At 70.1% G+C, this 16,296-nt stretch carries 10 protein-coding genes; 4 read left to right on the forward strand and 6 right to left on the reverse strand.

Annotated elements, in window-relative coordinates:
• Positions 1–32 precede the first annotated feature (32 nt).
• Positions 33–1,421 carry an aspartate ammonia-lyase gene (locus tag BQ8420_RS00870; RefSeq protein ID WP_087095866.1) on the forward strand — a complete coding sequence of 463 codons (1,389 nt, stop codon included), beginning with the start codon at positions 33–35 and terminating at the stop codon, positions 1,419–1,421.
• A 145-nt stretch (positions 1,422–1,566) separates the two neighbouring features.
• Positions 1,567–3,354 (forward strand): serine/threonine-protein kinase, encoded by a 1,788-nt coding sequence (locus BQ8420_RS00875; RefSeq protein WP_087095867.1) that lies wholly within the window; start codon positions 1,567–1,569, stop codon positions 3,352–3,354.
• 89 nt (positions 3,355–3,443) lie between these two features.
• On the opposite strand, the gene BQ8420_RS00880 is transcribed toward BQ8420_RS00875, so the two are convergent.
• Together BQ8420_RS00880 and BQ8420_RS00885 are read right to left on the reverse strand one after the other, a co-directional pair.
• Complete coding sequence (locus BQ8420_RS00880) at positions 3,444–4,121, reverse strand: lytic transglycosylase domain-containing protein (RefSeq protein WP_087095868.1); 678 nt, start codon at positions 4,119–4,121, stop codon at positions 3,444–3,446.
• Between the two features lie 43 nt (positions 4,122–4,164).
• Positions 4,165–4,869, reverse strand: coding sequence for a lytic transglycosylase domain-containing protein (locus BQ8420_RS00885; RefSeq protein WP_087095869.1), 705 nt, complete (start codon positions 4,867–4,869; stop codon positions 4,165–4,167).
• A gap of 389 nt (positions 4,870–5,258) precedes the next feature.
• On the opposite strand from BQ8420_RS00885, the gene BQ8420_RS00890 reads away from it, so the two are divergent.
• On the forward strand, positions 5,259–9,398 hold the full coding sequence (locus tag BQ8420_RS00890) for an SCO7613 C-terminal domain-containing membrane protein (protein ID WP_087095870.1): 4,140 nt from the start codon (positions 5,259–5,261) through the stop codon (positions 9,396–9,398).
• 61 nt (positions 9,399–9,459) lie between these two features.
• Here BQ8420_RS00890 and BQ8420_RS00895 read toward each other — a convergent pair whose 3' ends face one another.
• The 3 genes from BQ8420_RS00895 to BQ8420_RS00905 form a co-directional block, all read right to left on the reverse strand.
• Complete coding sequence (locus tag BQ8420_RS00895) at positions 9,460–10,812, reverse strand: PhoH family protein (protein ID WP_087095871.1); 1,353 nt, start codon at positions 10,810–10,812, stop codon at positions 9,460–9,462.
• Positions 10,813–11,079: 267 nt separating this feature from the next.
• Positions 11,080–11,841, reverse strand: a complete 762-nt coding sequence (locus BQ8420_RS00900; protein ID WP_087095872.1) for an isoprenyl transferase — start codon at positions 11,839–11,841, stop codon at positions 11,080–11,082.
• Positions 11,842–11,934: 93 nt separating this feature from the next.
• Positions 11,935–12,546, reverse strand: coding sequence for an RNA polymerase sigma factor (locus BQ8420_RS00905; RefSeq protein ID WP_087095873.1), 612 nt, complete (start codon positions 12,544–12,546; stop codon positions 11,935–11,937).
• Between the two features lie 300 nt (positions 12,547–12,846).
• Here BQ8420_RS00905 and BQ8420_RS00910 point away from each other — a divergent pair, with 300 nt between their 5' ends.
• A complete protein-coding gene (locus tag BQ8420_RS00910; protein WP_087095874.1) occupies positions 12,847–14,214 on the forward strand; it encodes a serine/threonine-protein kinase in 1,368 nt (455 codons plus the stop codon).
• A 15-nt stretch (positions 14,215–14,229) separates the two neighbouring features.
• Here the strand turns inward: BQ8420_RS00910 and BQ8420_RS00915 are convergent, their stop codons facing one another.
• Positions 14,230–16,263, reverse strand: coding sequence for a thioredoxin domain-containing protein (locus BQ8420_RS00915; RefSeq protein ID WP_087095875.1), 2,034 nt, complete (start codon positions 16,261–16,263; stop codon positions 14,230–14,232).
• Positions 16,264–16,296 lie beyond the last annotated feature (33 nt).

A 16,296-nucleotide genomic window follows, 5' to 3' on the forward strand; every position in this document is an offset into this window, starting at 1 on the left:
TTCACAGGTTTTCCCAGGAGAGATGGGTAGTCATGAGTGAGTTCCGTATCGAGCACGACTCGATGGGTGAGGTCAAGGTCCCCGCGGCCGCCAAGTGGCGGGCCCAGACCCAGCGTGCCGTCGAGAACTTCCCGATCTCGGGACAGGGTCTGGAGAACGCCCACATCGCCGCCCTCGGCCAGATCAAGGCCGCTGCCGCCAAGGTCAACGCCGAGCTCGGCGTGATCCCCGACGATCTCGGCACGGCCATCCGTGCCGCCGCCCTCGAAGTGGCCGACGGCAAGTGGAACGACGAGTTCCCGATCGACGTCTTCCAGACCGGTTCGGGCACTTCCAGCAACATGAACACCAACGAGGTCGTGGCCACGGTCGCCAAGGAGCGCACCGGCCTGGACGTTCACCCGAACGACCACGTCAACGCCTCCCAGTCGTCCAACGACGTCTTCCCGTCCTCCATCCACATCGCCGCCACCTCGGCGGTGCGCAACGAGCTGATCCCGGCGCTGCGCCACCTGGAGGACGAGCTCACCCGCAAGGCGACCGAATTCGCCTCCGTGGTCAAGAGCGGTCGCACGCACCTGATGGACGCCACCCCGGTCACCCTGGGCCAGGAGTTCGCCGGGTTCGCCGCTCAGGTCCGCTACGGCGTCGAGCGCGTCGAGGCCGTCCTCCCGCGCGTGGCCGAGCTCCCGCTGGGCGGCACCGCCGTCGGCACCGGCATCAACACCCCCGAGGGTTTCGCCGCCCGGGTCATCGCGGAGATCGCCGACAACACCGGTCTGCCGTTGACCGAGGCCCGCGACCACTTCGAGGCGCAGGGCGCCCGTGATGCCCTGGTCGAGCTCTCCGGTCAACTGCGGACGATCGCGATCGGCTACTGCAAGATCGCCAACGACATCCGCTGGATGGGTTCGGGCCCGACCACCGGTCTGTCCGAGATCTTCCTGCCCGACCTTCAGCCGGGCTCCTCGATCATGCCGGGCAAGGTCAACCCGGTCCTGTGCGAGGCCATGCTCCAGGTCTCCTCGCAGGTCGTCGGCAACGACGCGGCGGTGGCCTTCGGCGGTGCCTCCGGCAACTTCGAGCTCAACGTCCAGCTGCCGATGATGGCCCGCAACGTGCTGGAGTCGATCCGTCTGCTCGCCAACGTCTCCACGGTCTTCGCCGATCGTTGCGTGGCCGGCATCGAGGCCAACGAGGAGCAGTGCCGGGTCTACGCCGAGTCCTCCCCCTCGATCGTCACCCCGCTCAACCGCTACATCGGCTACGAGGAGGCCTCCAAGGTCGCCAAGCAGTCGCTGGCCGAGAAGAAGACCATCCGTGAGGTGGTCCTGGAGCGCGGGTACGTCAAGGACGGCAAGCTCACCGAGGAGCAGCTCGACGCCGCCCTCGACGTCCTGAAGATGACCAACTCCCAGTAGGTCGCCGTCGGACCCTCGGGGCACCTCGCTTCGGCGGGGTGCCCCGGGCGCTTGCCGGAACCTTTCGGCCCGCGACGTCGTCGGACAGTAGTGCCAGAGCGCCCCCTTTCCCCTGCTTCACCGGCCCGCTTCGAGAGAGCGATAGATGTCGAGTAACAGCGAACACCCCGTCGCCGACCGCTACGTCCTGCGCCGTGAACTCGGACGGGGCGGCATGGGCATCGTCTGGGAGGCGTACGACACCGCCCTCGATCGCGTCGTGGCGATCAAACAGGTGCTGCTGCCCGGACACTTCACCGAGGCCGAACGCGACGACGCGCACGCGCGGGTGCGCCGCGAGGCCCGCTCGGCGGCCCGGGTCGGTCACCCCACCGTCATCACCATCCACGACGTCTTCGAGCACGAGCACGACCCGTGGGTGGTGATGGAACTCGTCGAGGGCGGTTCGCTCCAGGACATGCTGTCCGAGGAGGGCGCCCTGCCGCCGGAGCGGGTGGCCGACATCGCCGTCTCGCTCTTGGAGGCCGTGCGCGCCGCGGACGCGGCGGGTGTGCTGCACCGCGACATCAAGCCGGGCAACATCATGATGTCCGCCGACGGGCGGATCATCCTCACCGACTTCGGCATCGCCACCGTGGAGGGCGGTCCGAGCATCACCCGGACCGGTGCGCTCATCGGGTCGCCCGAGTACATGCCGCCGGAGCGGTTGGAGGGTGCGCCCGCCGACCACCGTGGCGACCTGTGGAGCATCGGCGTGACCCTGTACGCGGCGGTGGAGGGTTCCTCCCCGTTCCGGCGCGACTCCATCACGGCGGCGATCGCCGCGGTGATCTCCTCTCCTATGCCGCCGATGACGCGCGCGGGGTGGCTGGAACCGGTGATCGCGGGTCTGCTGGAGCGCGACGCCGAGCGCAGGCTCACCGTGGATCAGGCGCTTCGGTTGTTGGAGGACCTCCGATCCGGTGCGGCCGGACCGGCGGGTGCCACGGCCGTCGCCGGCGTCCCGAGCGGGCCTCAGGAGCCGGTACACGACGCCCACAGTGGTGGATATCCCGACAACGCCTACGAGGCCGACTACTCCACCGGGCCGCACCAGGGCGGCGGTTACTACGGCGGCGGCGCCTACCCGAACTCCGCCGCCTACGCCGGCCCGGTCGCGCCCCCTCCCCCCGGGGAGCCCGCGCGCCGTTCCCGCAAGGGCCCGATGATCGCCATGTTCGCCGCCGCCGCGGCGCTGCTCCTGGTGGCCGGGTTCGTTCTGGTCGTGGCGCTGCGCCCCGACACCACCCCCGCCGACTCCACCGCGGACTCCGAGGGCCGGCAGGACACCACCGGCGACCAAGGTGGCCAGAGCGACCAGGGCGGTGAGGAGAGCCAGGAGGGCGCCGGACAGAACGACGCCCCGGTCGCCTCGGACGGGTCCCCTCCCGAGTACGAAGAGGACGACCTGTCGCTCTACGACTCACCGTGGTTCACCATCTCCTACCCCGGCGGTTGGGAGATCGGTGAGGAGGACCCGGACGACTCCTACGCGTCGTTCGTCGCCCCCGGTCTGGAGCACCAGATCGACGTGGAGGGCTGGGAGGAGACCGAGTTCACCGGAACGAGCGCGGAGTACCTGGCCGACTCCCAAGGCGGCACCGACATCGACGGGGACGTCACCCGTGACTACGAGATCCGCGAGACCGAGGACTTCGAAGGCGACGACTTCGAGGACGGCCTGGCCGGCATGGACGTGGCGATGGTCGAGGCGGACCTGGTGAACGACACCTGGGACGACCCCGAGCGCCGCTTCTGGGCGTACTCGGTGATCATGAACGAAGGCGGGGAGCGGGTGTTCTACCTGGTCACCGTGAACGTGCCGCGAGCGCAGGCCGATGACTTCGACGAGGTGCACGAGGACGTGATCGAGAGCTTCACCCCGCTGAAGTGACACCGACGGCGACGGCCCCGCCCAGAAGGGATTTCCCTTCCGGACGGGGCCGAAATGCTGCCTGAGGCTCTGAGAGAGCTCCGTCGGCTCTAGTACCAGCCGACGGACTGGGAGTGGGCCCAGGCCTCACAAGGGGTGCTGTAGCGACCCTTGATGTAGTCGATCCCCCAGGCGATCTGGGTGGCCGGGTTGGTCTGCCAGTCATCGCCGTGGGTGGCCATCTTGCTGCCGGGCAGAGACTGCGGAATCCCGTACGCGCCGGAACTGGAGTTCTCGGCGGTGTGGTTCCAGTTGCTCTCCTTCTCCCACAGGGGCTCCAGGCAGCCGTTGAACTCCTCGGCGCCCCAGCCCTCGTCGAGGACCATCTGCATGGCGATGCCCTTGGGGTCCCCCTCGAACTCGGGCGGGACCTCCTCCTCTTCTTCTTCCTCCTCCTGAATGGCGGAGCCGGTGGCGGAGGTGCTGACGACGCTGTCGCCCCGGGCGCTCTCGCGCTGTTCCTGGGCCTGGTCGCGCCGGTTCTGGAGTTCGTCCTCGGACAACTCCTCGGAGGAGGCGAAGAAGTCCTCGTTCTCCTCGGATCCTGTGTCGGCCTCGGGTTCTGTGTCGGCCGCGGGTTCTTCGGACTCCAGGATCGCGGCACTGGCGGCCGCATCCGGGTCCAGACCGTCGTCCGCGAACGCGGAGACGGCGAACGTCGCGCCGGCGACCAGGGTCGCCGCACCGACCGCCGCAGTACTGCGCAGCGACATTCGGTTGAGTAGCACGCTTGCCTTTCCCAAAAGGGGGTTTAGGGCGGGGAAAAACCTATTAATACCAGTTGTTCGCCTGTGAGTGGGACCAAGCGCCGCAGGGAGTGCCGTAGCGGTCCTTGATGTAGTCGAGCCCCCAGGCGATCTGCGTGGCCGGGTTGGTCTGCCAGTCATCGCCGTGACTGGCCATCTTGCTGCCGGGCAGAGACTGCGGAATCCCGTACGCACCGGAACTCGCGTTCTCGGCGGTGTGGTTCCAGTTGCTCTCCTTCTCCCAGAGCGGCTCCAGGCAGCCGTTGAACTCCTCGGCGCCCCAGCCCTCGTCGAGGACCATCTGCAGGGCGATCTCCTTGGCCGAGCCGGAGGGGACCGACCCGCCGGAGGAAGAGGACGAGCCCTCGGAGCCGGAGGAGGCCTCGGGGGTGCTCTCGGGTTCGGGTTCTGGTTCTTGGATCTCGCTGCCGGTGCCGGAACCGGTACGCGAGGAGTCGTCGACGGCCGCCCCGGCCTGCTCGCGGGCTTCCTCGCGCCGGTCCTCGCGGTCCCGCTCGTCTTCGGGGGAAGGACTGGCGAAGAACTCGTCCTGCGGATCCGCCTCGACGGGGGTCTCCTCGGCCTCGGGGAGTGTGGCCGCGGATGTGGCCTGCCCCGGGTCGAGGTTTTCGGTGTCCGCGAAGGCGGAGACTGTGAACAGACCGCCCGCGACCAGCGCCGCGGCGCCGACCGCGCTCATCTGGCGCAGAGAGATGCGGTGAAGTAGCAAGGTCGCCCTTTCACGTTGACGCACGCGCACCCATTCGGGGTGTTCGCGTGGTGTGGGATGCCGCCGCAGGACCGCGTGGCCCTGGTGACCTGCGTGGAGGGGACGGAATTCGCCGTTCGACCGACCACGGGCGGGGGCTCCCACACGGGAGGGGGTTGCTCGGTGCAGCGCATTCAGCCTGCATCATCGTCACGTTAAAGTAACGCCGGTTTTACTGTGTCGTGACTCACATCACGGAATGTGCCTGTTTTGCGAGGCTCTGACCTGGCCTTGGACACGAAGAGTCAATAGGTGATCAAGTACGGACAGGTTTGTGTCACTCGTCTCCCAGGGCGGTCCTGAGTACCCGTACCGATGCGTCCGAACCGGAGAGGACGCAGCATGGGGGTATGAACGCCCAAGGAACCCCCCGTCGGCCAGGGGCACCGCACCGCTGCCCCGACTGCCGGGCCGTGCTCGCCACGTCGGTCCGGGCCTGCCCGCACTGCGGGCTGGGCCTCGTCGGACCCACCGCGCAACGTCTGTGGTGGATCGACTCCGAACTGGCCTCGGTGGAGCTGCGCAGGCACACGCTCCTAGAAGAGCGGCCCGGGGTCCTGGCCCGGCTGCGTTGGGAGACCCGCGCGGCCGAACCGATCGCCCCACGCGCCGCCCCGGGCGCACCCTCCCACCCGGCCGAGCAGAGCTCCGAGCACGCGTCCGCGTCTGCCCCGCCGCCCGGGGCCCCGGCCCGGGACCGGACTCCCCACCCCACGACGGCCCCTTCCGCACCCGCCCGCGAGGTGAGCCCGCGCTCGGCCCAGAACGTCATCCTCGGCCTGGGCGCCCTCCTCATCGGGATCGCGGCGCTCGTCTTCGCCGTGTGGACCTGGAGCGACCTGGGCACCGGCGCCCGCGCCACCGTCCTGGGCCTCACCACCCTGACCTTCACCGTCATGGCCCTGCCGCTGTATCGGCGCGGTCTGCACTCCACCGCCGAGGCCGTCGGCGTGGTGGCCGCGTTCCTGATGTGCGTGGACGCGCTGGCCCTGTGGTTCCTGTCCGACCGGCTCACCAACGGCCCCGGGTACACGGCCGCCGCCCTGGCGGTGATCGGCGCGCTCCTGGCGCTCTATCCGGTCCTGGTTCCGCTGCGCTCGCCCCGGGTCCTCGCCGCGCTGCTCGCCCAGCCCGTGCCGGTCCTGCTGGTGGCCTCCCTGCCGGACGTCCACCCGGTCTGGCTGCTCACCTCGTTGGGCGCCACGGCTCTCGCCGACGCGGTCGCCGTCCTGCTCCTCGGCGCACCGCGCCCGGGGGCTCCGGTGCGGACCCTGCGCGCGTCCGCCGTCACCCTGTGGTTGTTCTCCTCGGTGGCCACTGTGGTGGTGGTCGCGGTGGCGGGCACCGTTCTGCCGATCCGTGACAGCGATCCGTTCCACTGGTGGGGCCTGGCCGGAACACTGTTCCTCGGCGGGGCGACCGGGCTGCTGTCGGCCCGGGGCCCCGGCCGGAACGCCGACGCTCCCTCGTTCCACTCCGTGGCCGGCCTCTCGGTCCTGGCACTGCTCCCCCTGGCGGCGGGCCCCTCGACCCTGCCGGCACTGCCCCGGGTGACCGTCCCACCGTGGAGCGTGTCCCCGTCGGAGATGTCCACCAAGGCCCTGGCCCTGCTGGGGTCGGACGGCCGTGCCATGCCCGAGTTTCCGACCGTCTACCTGATCGGGGTCGTGGTGGCGGCGCTCCTGGCGCTGGGCGCGGTGTGGCTGTTGCGTCGCCGTTCGCTGTTCGTCATCGCGATGCTCTTGGCCCCGTCCACGCTCCTGGCCGTGCCGGTGCTGCTCGGGATGTCCCAGACGATCACCGTGGTGTGGGCGCTGTTGGTCGGCGCCGCGCTGGTCCTGAGTGCGGGCGTGGCGCCGCGCGGGCTGAGTTCGACACCGGTTCTGGTCGGCTCCGCAACCCTGTTCACCGGACTGGTGTGGGCGTTGCCGGAGCGGTACACGACCCTGGCCGCGCTGCTGCTGATCGTGGCCACCGCCATGGTCGCCGCCGCCGGGGCACGTCGGTTCGCCGGGTCGGGCCACCGTCCGGAACCGGGTGGCCGGGTCGCCGGACTGTACATGGGCGCGATGCTGCCGTGGGCGTTGGTGCTGCTGACCGGCTCGGTCTTCATGATCGTCAACCGGGGCGCCGCCGACACCGAACAGGCCCAGTGGTGGCTGCTGACCGCCACCGTGGTCCTGACGGGGGCCACGGCGCTGCTGATGAGCCGGGTGCCCACCCCCTCCTCGTTGTCGGCGCCGACCGCCCCGAACCAGCCGGATCAGCGCACCGATCTGCGCGGGATGTTCTCCGTGGTGGGTGTGCTCCTACTGCCGGCCGCGCCCTTGCTGGCGCTGCCGTCCGACAGACCGGCCCTGGCCCTGTTCTCGTCCGAACACACGTCCTGGTCGGCGTCGCCGGGGGTGGTGCGCGAACCGGCGTCCGCGGTGCTGGGTTCGTCGGCCCAGCCCGACCCGCTCACCGGGGCGTTGTCGGCCCTCGGTGTCGTGGCGGTCGGCGCGTTGGCCCTGGCGCTGGTCGTGTTCATCGAACGGCGTTGGACCGCGGTGGGTGTGGCGCTGATCGCTCCGCCCACGCTGGTTCCGCTACCGGTGCTGTTCGGGGCCCCGTTCGCGGTGGCGGTGGTGTGGACCCTGTTGGTCGGTGCCGCGCTGCTGCTGTGCGCGGCGTTGCCACGCGCGTCTCTGCCCTCCTGGCTGCTCGGGGTGAGCGGTCTGGCGACCCTGCTGCTCGGGCTGGCGTGGTCGTCGGTGGAGCAGCACACGATGCTGGCCGCGCTGGTTCTGGTCGCCGCGATCACGATGGTCTCGGCGCTGTCGGCGCGTCGCCCATCCGTCGGGGGTGAGGGCGAGGACGACACCGCCGCGGCCGTGTACGGGACGACGGTCATCGTGTGGGCCGTGGCGTTGGTGATCGGGGGCGCCTCGTTGGCGGCCACCGCCGCCCGAGCGACCTCGGGTGCCGAGAGCCACGGCCCGTGGTGGCTGCTGGGCGCCACGGGGCTGCTGCTCGGTGCGACCGCCCTGGTCCTCGACGGGGTCGCCTCCCGTGTGCTCGGCGCGACCGACGACCCCCGGGGTGAGGACGGGCCCGGGTCGGACTCCACCGGGATCGGTCCGTTCGGGATCGGCGGGTTGCTCCTGCTCATCGCGCAGCCCCTGGTGGTCGGTCCGGCCGGGGTACCGGCCCTGTCGTTCTTCGCCTGGGACCACCTTCCGGAAGGGGCGTCGACCGGGGCCCTGTTGGAGCCCGCGCACGAGTTCATCGGTCTGTCCGACGCCACCACCCTCGCGGGCCTGGCGGTGGCACTGGGAACGTTGATCACCGGTGCCTTGGCCGTGGGCGCGGTGCGGCTGTTCCACCGGGGTCTGCTCGTGCCCGCGGCGGCGCTGCTCGCGCCGTTGACCCTGGTGCCGCTGCCGTTCGCGCTCGGGCTGCCCTTCCTGGTCGCCCTGGTGTGCGCCGTGTTGGTGGGGGCGGCTCTGACGGCCGGCTCCGGCCTGGTGGACCGAACGGGGACCGCCTGGGTGGTGTGGTCGGCGGGGTTGTTCACGTTCGCCCTGGCGTTCAGTTGGGCGCTGTCGGAACGGTACGCCGCCGTGGGGGTTCTGCTGGCGTGGGCGGTCGCGGCGTCCGTGACGTCCGCTCTGGCCCGCGTCAGGTCGATCACCGTGGCCTCGACCGCCGCGGCGACCTTCGGCACCGGAGCGTTCTCCCTGGCGCTGCTCCTGGCCATGGGCGCCCCGGCCGAGTACGCGGCGTTCGGTCCGCTGATGGTGGTCGCCGCCGTGGCGGCCACGGCACCGCGGCTGCGTTCGCCCCTGTCGGAGGCCACCGAGATCCCGGCCGCGGTGTGGGCGGCGATCGCCCTGCTCGTCACCGTGGGCGCCGGCACCAGGCTGGAACTGGTCGCGCTCGCCCTGGCCGTGGTCGGGGTGATCGCTCTGGCCGGTGCGGTACGGCCCGGCCGGTGGTGGACGGCCCTGGTCGGCGGGCTGCTGATGTTCTGCTCACTGTGGACCGCGCTGGCGGCCTGGGACGTCGCCGTCCCCGAGGCCTACACGGTGCCGCCCGCGCTCGCGTTCCTGGTGATCGGCTGGGAGTGGGAGCGCCGGGTCGACGAGGCGCCCGCCAGCCTGCTCTCGTACGGCGGCGGGCTGCTGTTGCTGCTCGGTCCCACGGTCTGGCTCGCGCTCGACGGTCAGGACCTGGGGTGGCGGGTCCCGGTGGCGCTGGTGGTGGGCCTGGCCACGGTGGTGTGGGGCCTGCGGTCCCGCCTCCAGGCACAGCTGCTGCTCGGCGGCGGGGCGCTGCTGACGGTGTCCCTGCGGGCCTTCGGTCCGCCACTGTGGGACCTGACCCTGCTGCTGCCCAACTGGGTGCCGTTCGCGGTACTCGGCCTGCTGCTGCTCCTGATCGGCGCGCGCTACGAGGCGAACCTGAACCGGCTGCGCCGAGTCGGTCGGTACGTCGGCGCGCTGCGCTGAGCCCGCCGGAAGGGGACGTGGGCTCTCGCCGGATCGGCGAGAGCCCACTCGGGTCTCGGTACTAGCTTTCGAGCATCTCGGTGACCAGGGCGGCGATCGGGGAGCGCTCCGACCGGTTCAGGGTGACGTGGGCGAACAGCGGGTGGCCCTTGAGCTTCTCGATGACGGCGACCACACCGTCGTGCCGGCCCACCCTCAGGTTGTCGCGCTGGGCGATGTCGTGGGTGAGCACCACCCGCGAGTTCTCCCCCAGCCGGGACAGCACCGTCAGCAGGACCCCGCGTTCGAGGGACTGGGCCTCGTCCACGATCACGAACGCGTCGTGCAGGGACCGGCCCCGGATGTGGGTGAGCGGCAGGACCTCCAGCATCCCGCGGTCCATGATCTCCTCGATGACGTCCTCGCTGGTCACCGCGGACAGGGTGTCGTGCACCGCCTGACCCCAGGGCGTCATCTTGTCGTTCTCGGTACCCGGCAGGTAGCCCAGTTCCTGGCCGCCCACCGCGTACAGCGGACGGAACACCATCACCTTGCGGTGCCGGCCGCGCTCCAGGACGGCCTCCAGACCGGCGCACAACGCCAGCGCGGACTTACCCGTACCGGCACGGCCACCGAGCGAGACGATGCCGACGTCGGGGTCGGTGAGCAGATCGAGGGCGATCCGCTGCTCGGCGCTTCGGCCCTTGAGACCGAACACGTCCCGATCGCCGCGCACCACCTTCGCCGACTTGTCCGCCTGGACCCGGCCGAGCGCCCGGCCCTGCTCGGAGACAAGCACCAGACCGGTGTGGCAGGGCAGTTCCCTGGCCTCCTCGATCTCGCTCTCCCCTTGGGAGAACAGCTCTTGGATGTTGGCGGCGGGCACGTCCAGCTCCGCCATCCCGGTCCAACCGTGCTCGATGGCGAGCTCGGCCCGGTACTCATCAGCCTGCAAACCGATCGAGGATGCCTTGATCCGCATCGGCAGATCCTTGCTCACCAGGACGACGGCGTCCTCTTCCTCATGCTCCTCCTGAAGGTTGCGCGCCACCGTCAGGATCCGAGTGTCGTTGTCGCCGAGCCGGAAGCCCGCCGGCAGGATCTTCGGATCGCTGTGGTTGAGCTCCACCCGAAGCGTGCCGCCGTGGTCGTTCACCGGAACGGCGACGTCCAGACGGCCGTGGGCGACCCGCAGGTCGTCCAGACGGCGCAACGCGCCGCGCGCGAAGTACCCGAGTTCCGGGTGGTGACGCTTGCTCTCCAACTCGGTGATCACCACCACGGGGATGACGACCTCGTGCTCGGCGAACCGGCTCATGGCCAACGGATCGGCGAGCAGGACACTGGTGTCGAGCACGTAGACGCGCGTGCCCTCTACCGCCTCAGGGGCGGCGGGGGACTGGGTGTCACGGCGATCGGTCGAGGAACTAGCCACTCGTTCTCCCCTTGGGCACCACAAGGGCGCCCTACTGTCACGGGATCATGGAGGACCGGGACCAGACCCACGAGGGCCGGGTCCGGCCCTCCTCGTCGACATCCCGCCAGGGCGGAGAAGATCAATGAGCCGGGGCCTCCCGAACGGATGGACGAACGCCATCCGCTGATACCGACGCTACGCGCCCGAGAGCCCGTTTTCCAGGGCCCGAACCGGCGTCCCCGTGAACTCCTCGTTAAGGGACGATGGTGAGACCGTTGTCGGGGATCAGGAGCCGAAGCGTCGGTTGCGCGCGCCGTAGGAACGCAGGGCACGGAGGAAATCCACTCTGCGGAAGGCAGGCCAGAAGACCTCGCAGAAGTAGAACTCCGAGTGGACGCTCTGCCACAGCATGAAACCCGAGAGACGCTGTTCACCCGAGGTGCGGATGAGCAGGTCGGGGTCGGGCTGTCCGCGCGTGTAGAGATGCCGGGCGATATCCTCGATATCCAGGCGCTCTGCCAGCTCCTGGATACCGGTGCCCTTGGTCGCCTCCTCGTGGAGGAGGGACCGAACCGCATCAGCGATCTCACGTCTACCCCCATACCCGACGGCGACGTTGACAACCAGACCCGGGTTGCCGGATGTGGCCTCTTCCGCCTCTTTCAGGGCACGGACCGTCGAATCGGGCAGCACGTCGAGAGCGCCGACGGGGCGGGTGTTCCACCCTTCCTCGCGCAGGCGCGCGATGGTCTGCTCGATGATGCGCACGAGCGGGCCGAGCTCGGTCTCGTCCCGGGTCAGGTTGTCCGTGGACAGCATCCACAGAGTGACGACCTGCACACCGATCTCGTCACACCAGCCGAGCACCTCGAAGATCTTGTTCGCGCCGGCCTGGTGGCCCTGTTCGGCCCCCGGCAGGCCGCTGCTCTTGGCCCAGCGCCGGTTCCCATCCATGGCGACACCGACGTGCCGGGGGATCTCCTGGCTGGTCAGGCGGCGTTCCAGCCGCCGCTCGTAGAGCCAGTACAGGGGGTCACGGAGCCCCATTGGCGAAACCTCTCAGAGCTGGATCAAAAGACGGCGCACTCCAGTGACGGATGTGCCGACGGGATGAGGTCCAGAGTAGTTCGCCCGGAGCCCTCACGTCACGGCGAGCGACTTCCGCACGTGCTTGCGGCCTTGGTGGATGCGCGACTTGACCGTGCCCAGGGCCAGGTTCAGTTCGGAGGCGATCTCGTTGTAGTCCATCTGGCACAGGTCGCGCAGGACCAACGGCGCCACCAGGTTGGGGCGGTCCTTCTCCAGCTGGTCGAGGGCCTCCAGCAGGTCGATCCGCGAACCGGCGATCACGCTGGTGGTGCGCGGGTCGCGCTGGTGCGGCATCCGCTCGGCCTCGGTGGGGAACTCGGCGGAGCGACGCTTCATGGACCGGTAGGTCTGACGTGCGGAGTTGGACACCACGGTGTAGAGCCACGTGGTGAACAGGGAGTCGCCCTTGAAGCTGTCGATCTTGCGCGCCACCCGCAGGAGCGCGTCCTGGCAGGCCTCCTCGGCGTCCTGACGGTAGGGCAGGAACCGGGCGCAGCGTCGCAGCACCTCGGGTTGGATGCGTCGGAGCAGTCCGTCCAGGGCCACGGCGTCACCTTCCTTGGCCCGGCGCGCGAGATCTTCGAGTTCCTCGTCGACGTTGCTCGCCACCCGGCGGCGGGGGGTGGGGCGCTCCTCGTGGTCCGGTTGGTCACTACTACGCATGGCTTCGTCTCTTCCTGGCTGACGACAGACGTCCGTTGGTGAGGGTCACACGTCTATAGGACGTCTACGAACCCCGTTCGGCTCCGTTCCCTCACTCGACTTCACATGCCGATCCCGTTGTCTCACGCAGCGTTGTCCCACGAGGGCGGAGGGCCCGAAGGGGCCCCTCCAGTTTCCATGCCCCGAAGGCGTCGGCGCTACCCGGGAAGGGGATCATATCCGTGGAAGCCCTCGCCAAGGCTCAGATGGTGTATTAGTGGGCAACGAACCCGTATTCACCCCCAATAGACCGAGGCGGAAATGAGCCAACCGGAGGCCTTCGGACGTTACCGCGTCATCCGGCGCCTGGGGTCCGGTTCGTTCGCCACCGTCTGGCTGGCCCAGGACGACCTTCTGAACTACCCGGTGGCCATCAAGGTGCTGGCCGAGAACTGGGCGCACCAGATGGACATCCAGTACCGGTTCCTGGAAGAGGCGCGCATCCTGCGTCAGACCGACTCCACCTGGCTGGTGGCGGTGCACGACGTGGACGTGCTGCCGGACGGTCGTCCCTACATGGTGATGACCTATGCCGACCAAGGCAGTGTCGCCGACCTCATCCGTCGAGGTCAACTCCCCTTGGACGAGGCCCTGCGGTTGCTGACCGAGATCGGCCAGGGCATCACCGTGCTGCACAACCACGGCACCATCCACCGCGACATCAAGCCGTCCAACGTGCTGTTGCAGTCCTCCCCCGTCGGCCAGCGCGTGCTCGTCGCCGACCTGGGCTTCGCCAAGTCCATCGACGAGGCCTCCGGGTTCACCGCCGCCGCGGGCACCCCCGGCTACATGTCGCCGGAACAGAGCACGCCCGGCGGTGATCTGGACGTTCGCTCCGACGTGTACTCACTCGGTGCGGTCGCCTACGAACTCATGACCGGCCAGCCGCCCCCGCGCCCGCCGGTTCGGGCCGCGCCTGGCCGGATCCGGCCAGGTCTGCCTCCGGCTCTGGACGAACTGATCCTGGCCGCGCTATCGGTGGACCGGGACGACCGGCCCGGTGACGCCAAGACCTTCACCGACCGGGTCAGGGCGATCCGTATGTCGCCCGACCTGCCCAGGACCGACCCGTGGTGGTCCCGCCAGCGCATGCCCTGGCGACGGACCGTCACCCTCACCGCCCTCTGCGGGGTGGTCGCCCTGACCCTGACCGCTTCGCTCGGCGCCCCGGGGATGTCCTTGACCACCGTCCGGCACACCGGCCAGGGCGTCCGCGTGGACGTGCCCTCGGTGTGGGCCCGGGAGCTCGACCCCGGCCAGGAGGCACGACCGGCCGTGGCCGAGGCAGGGGCCGGACCCGGTCTGCTCGCCGCGACCGACGCCGACCACTGGTACACCACCGACGAACCGTCCTACGGGGTGTACGCCACCGTGCTGCCCGGCTCCCCCGACCTGCGCAGGGTGGCCGAGACCGACCCGTGCGAGGGCCGGCCCGAAGAGCGCGCGGTCCGCACCGAACAGTGGGAGGGCACGCTCTGGGAGTGGCCCGAGTGCAACGGCAACGGCACGTTCACCTCGGTGGCGGTACACCCGCCCGACACCCCGCGCACGGTGTACATGGAGATCCGCCAGCCCGACTACCGGCCGGACGTCGTGGACACCATCATCGACAACGTCCGGCTCCGGTAGACACACCGGGCGGTATCACCCGGCCAGTTGCGTGAGGAGTTCCTCGGTGGTGGTCGCGGGGAGCTTGCAGGTGAAGCCCTCGCACACGTAGGCGGTCGCCTTCCCCTCGATCGGTACGCGGTGCTCCAGCAGGGGCACTCCCCCACTGTCACGACCATCGCCCCGGGACAGCACGGTGCCCAGCGGCGCCCAGCGCAGGACCGTGCGCACCATCTCCTCGACCGCCGGGTCGCCGGTGTCACCGACCACCGCGACCGCGCGCGGTCCGCTCAACAGGGCTTCCCCCGCGGCCAGACCCCACCCGGCGAAGCGCGGGGCCTTCTCGGCCAGGAGCGGCACCACCGCCAGCGCCCCCTCGGCCGCCTCCCGGTGGCGTGCGCTCCCCGTGAGCGCCGCGTACGTGAGCAGCGCGGAGGCGGCGGCGAAGCGTCCCGAGGGGGTGGCGTTGTCGGTGGGGTCCTGGGGACGACTGAACAGTTTCTCCGCGTCGTCGGCGGTGTCGAAGAACCCGCCCTCGTCGTCACCGAAGTGGTCCAGGACGGTGTCCAACAGACCGCCGGCCTCCCGCACGTAGCGGGCCTCTCCCGTCACCCCGTGCAGGGCGAGCAGCCCCTCGGCCAGGTTCGCGTAGTCCTCCAGGACACCCGCGCTGGGCCCGGCCCGACCGTCCCGCGAGGTGCGCACCAGGCGTCCATGACGCAGGTGGACGTCCAGGATCAGGTCGGCGGCCACGCGGGCGGCGGCGATCCATTCGGGTCGGCCCATCAGGGCTCCGGCCTCGGCCAGGCCGGCGATCGCCAACCCGTTCCAGGAGGCGACCACCTTGTCGTCGCGGGCCGGCGGCACCCGATCGGCGCGAGCGGACAGCAGGGCGGCGCGCACACGGTCGAAGCGTTCGGGATCGTCGGGGTCGGCGGGCAGGCGCAGAACGGAGGATCCACGCTCGAAGGTGCCCTGCTCGGTCACGTCGAACAGCGCGGCCGCCCACGCGCCGTCCTCCTCTCCCAGGACCTCGCGCAACTGTCCGGGAGTCCACACGTAGTAGGTGCCCTCCTCACCCTCACTGTCGGCGTCCAAGGCGGAGGCGAACCCGCCCTCCGGGGTGCGCAGGTCGCGCAGCATCCAGTCGGCGGTCTCCTGGGCGGCGCGCAGCAACAGCGCCCGGTCCGAATCGGCCGCAGCGTCGCCCTCCGCGGGGCGCCGGCTCAACCTGGTGTAGGCGCGCAGCAGTAGGGCGTTGTCGTACAGCATCTTCTCGAAGTGCGGTACCACCCACTCCCGGTCCACGGAGTAGCGGGCGAAACCCCCGCCGAGCTGGTCGTGGATGCCACCACGCGCCATGGCCACGGCGGTGCCGCCCGCCATGAGCGCGGCCGGGGTGGGCTCGTCGGCGGTCTGGAACGGGAAGGTCCGTTCATGCTGCGCCATGAGGAACGACAGCAGCATCGACGGCGGGAACTTCGGTTCGTCGCCGTACCCGCCGGCGGCGGTGTCGTAGTCACGGATCAGCGCCTGCACGGCCAGGTCCAGGTCGGCGGCGGTCGGCGGCGGCGAGGACGCCAGCCGACGAGGCGCGCCGAGGGCGTCCACCACGCGTTGTCCCTGATCGACGAGGTCGGACCGCTTGTGCCGCCAGGCCGAGGTGATCCCCTGGAGCAGCCTCTGGAAGTGCTCGCGCGGGAAGTAGGTACCGCAGTAGAAGGGCGCCCCATCAGGGGTGGCGAACACGGTCATGGGCCAACCGCCCTGACCGGTCATGGCCTGGGTGGCCTCCATGTACACCGCGTCGACGTCGGGGCGTTCCTCACGGTCGACCTTGACGTTGACGAACAGGGTGTTCATCAGATCCGCGGTCGCCGGGTCCTCGAAGGACTCGTGGGCCATGACGTGGCACCAGTGGCAGGCCGAGTATCCGACCGAGAGGAGGAGGGGGACGTCGCGGCGGCGGGCCTCGGCGAAGGCCTCCTCACCCCAGGGCCACCAATCCACGGGGTTGTCGGCGTGCTGCAACAGGTACGGGCTGGTCGCGTCGCTCAAGCGGTTGGGCATGTCCCCCACTCTGCCGGCCGGTGTCCGGTCCCA

This window comes from Nocardiopsis sp. JB363 (assembly GCF_900143625.1).
Taxonomy (GTDB): Bacteria; Actinomycetota; Actinomycetes; order Streptosporangiales; family Streptosporangiaceae; genus Nocardiopsis.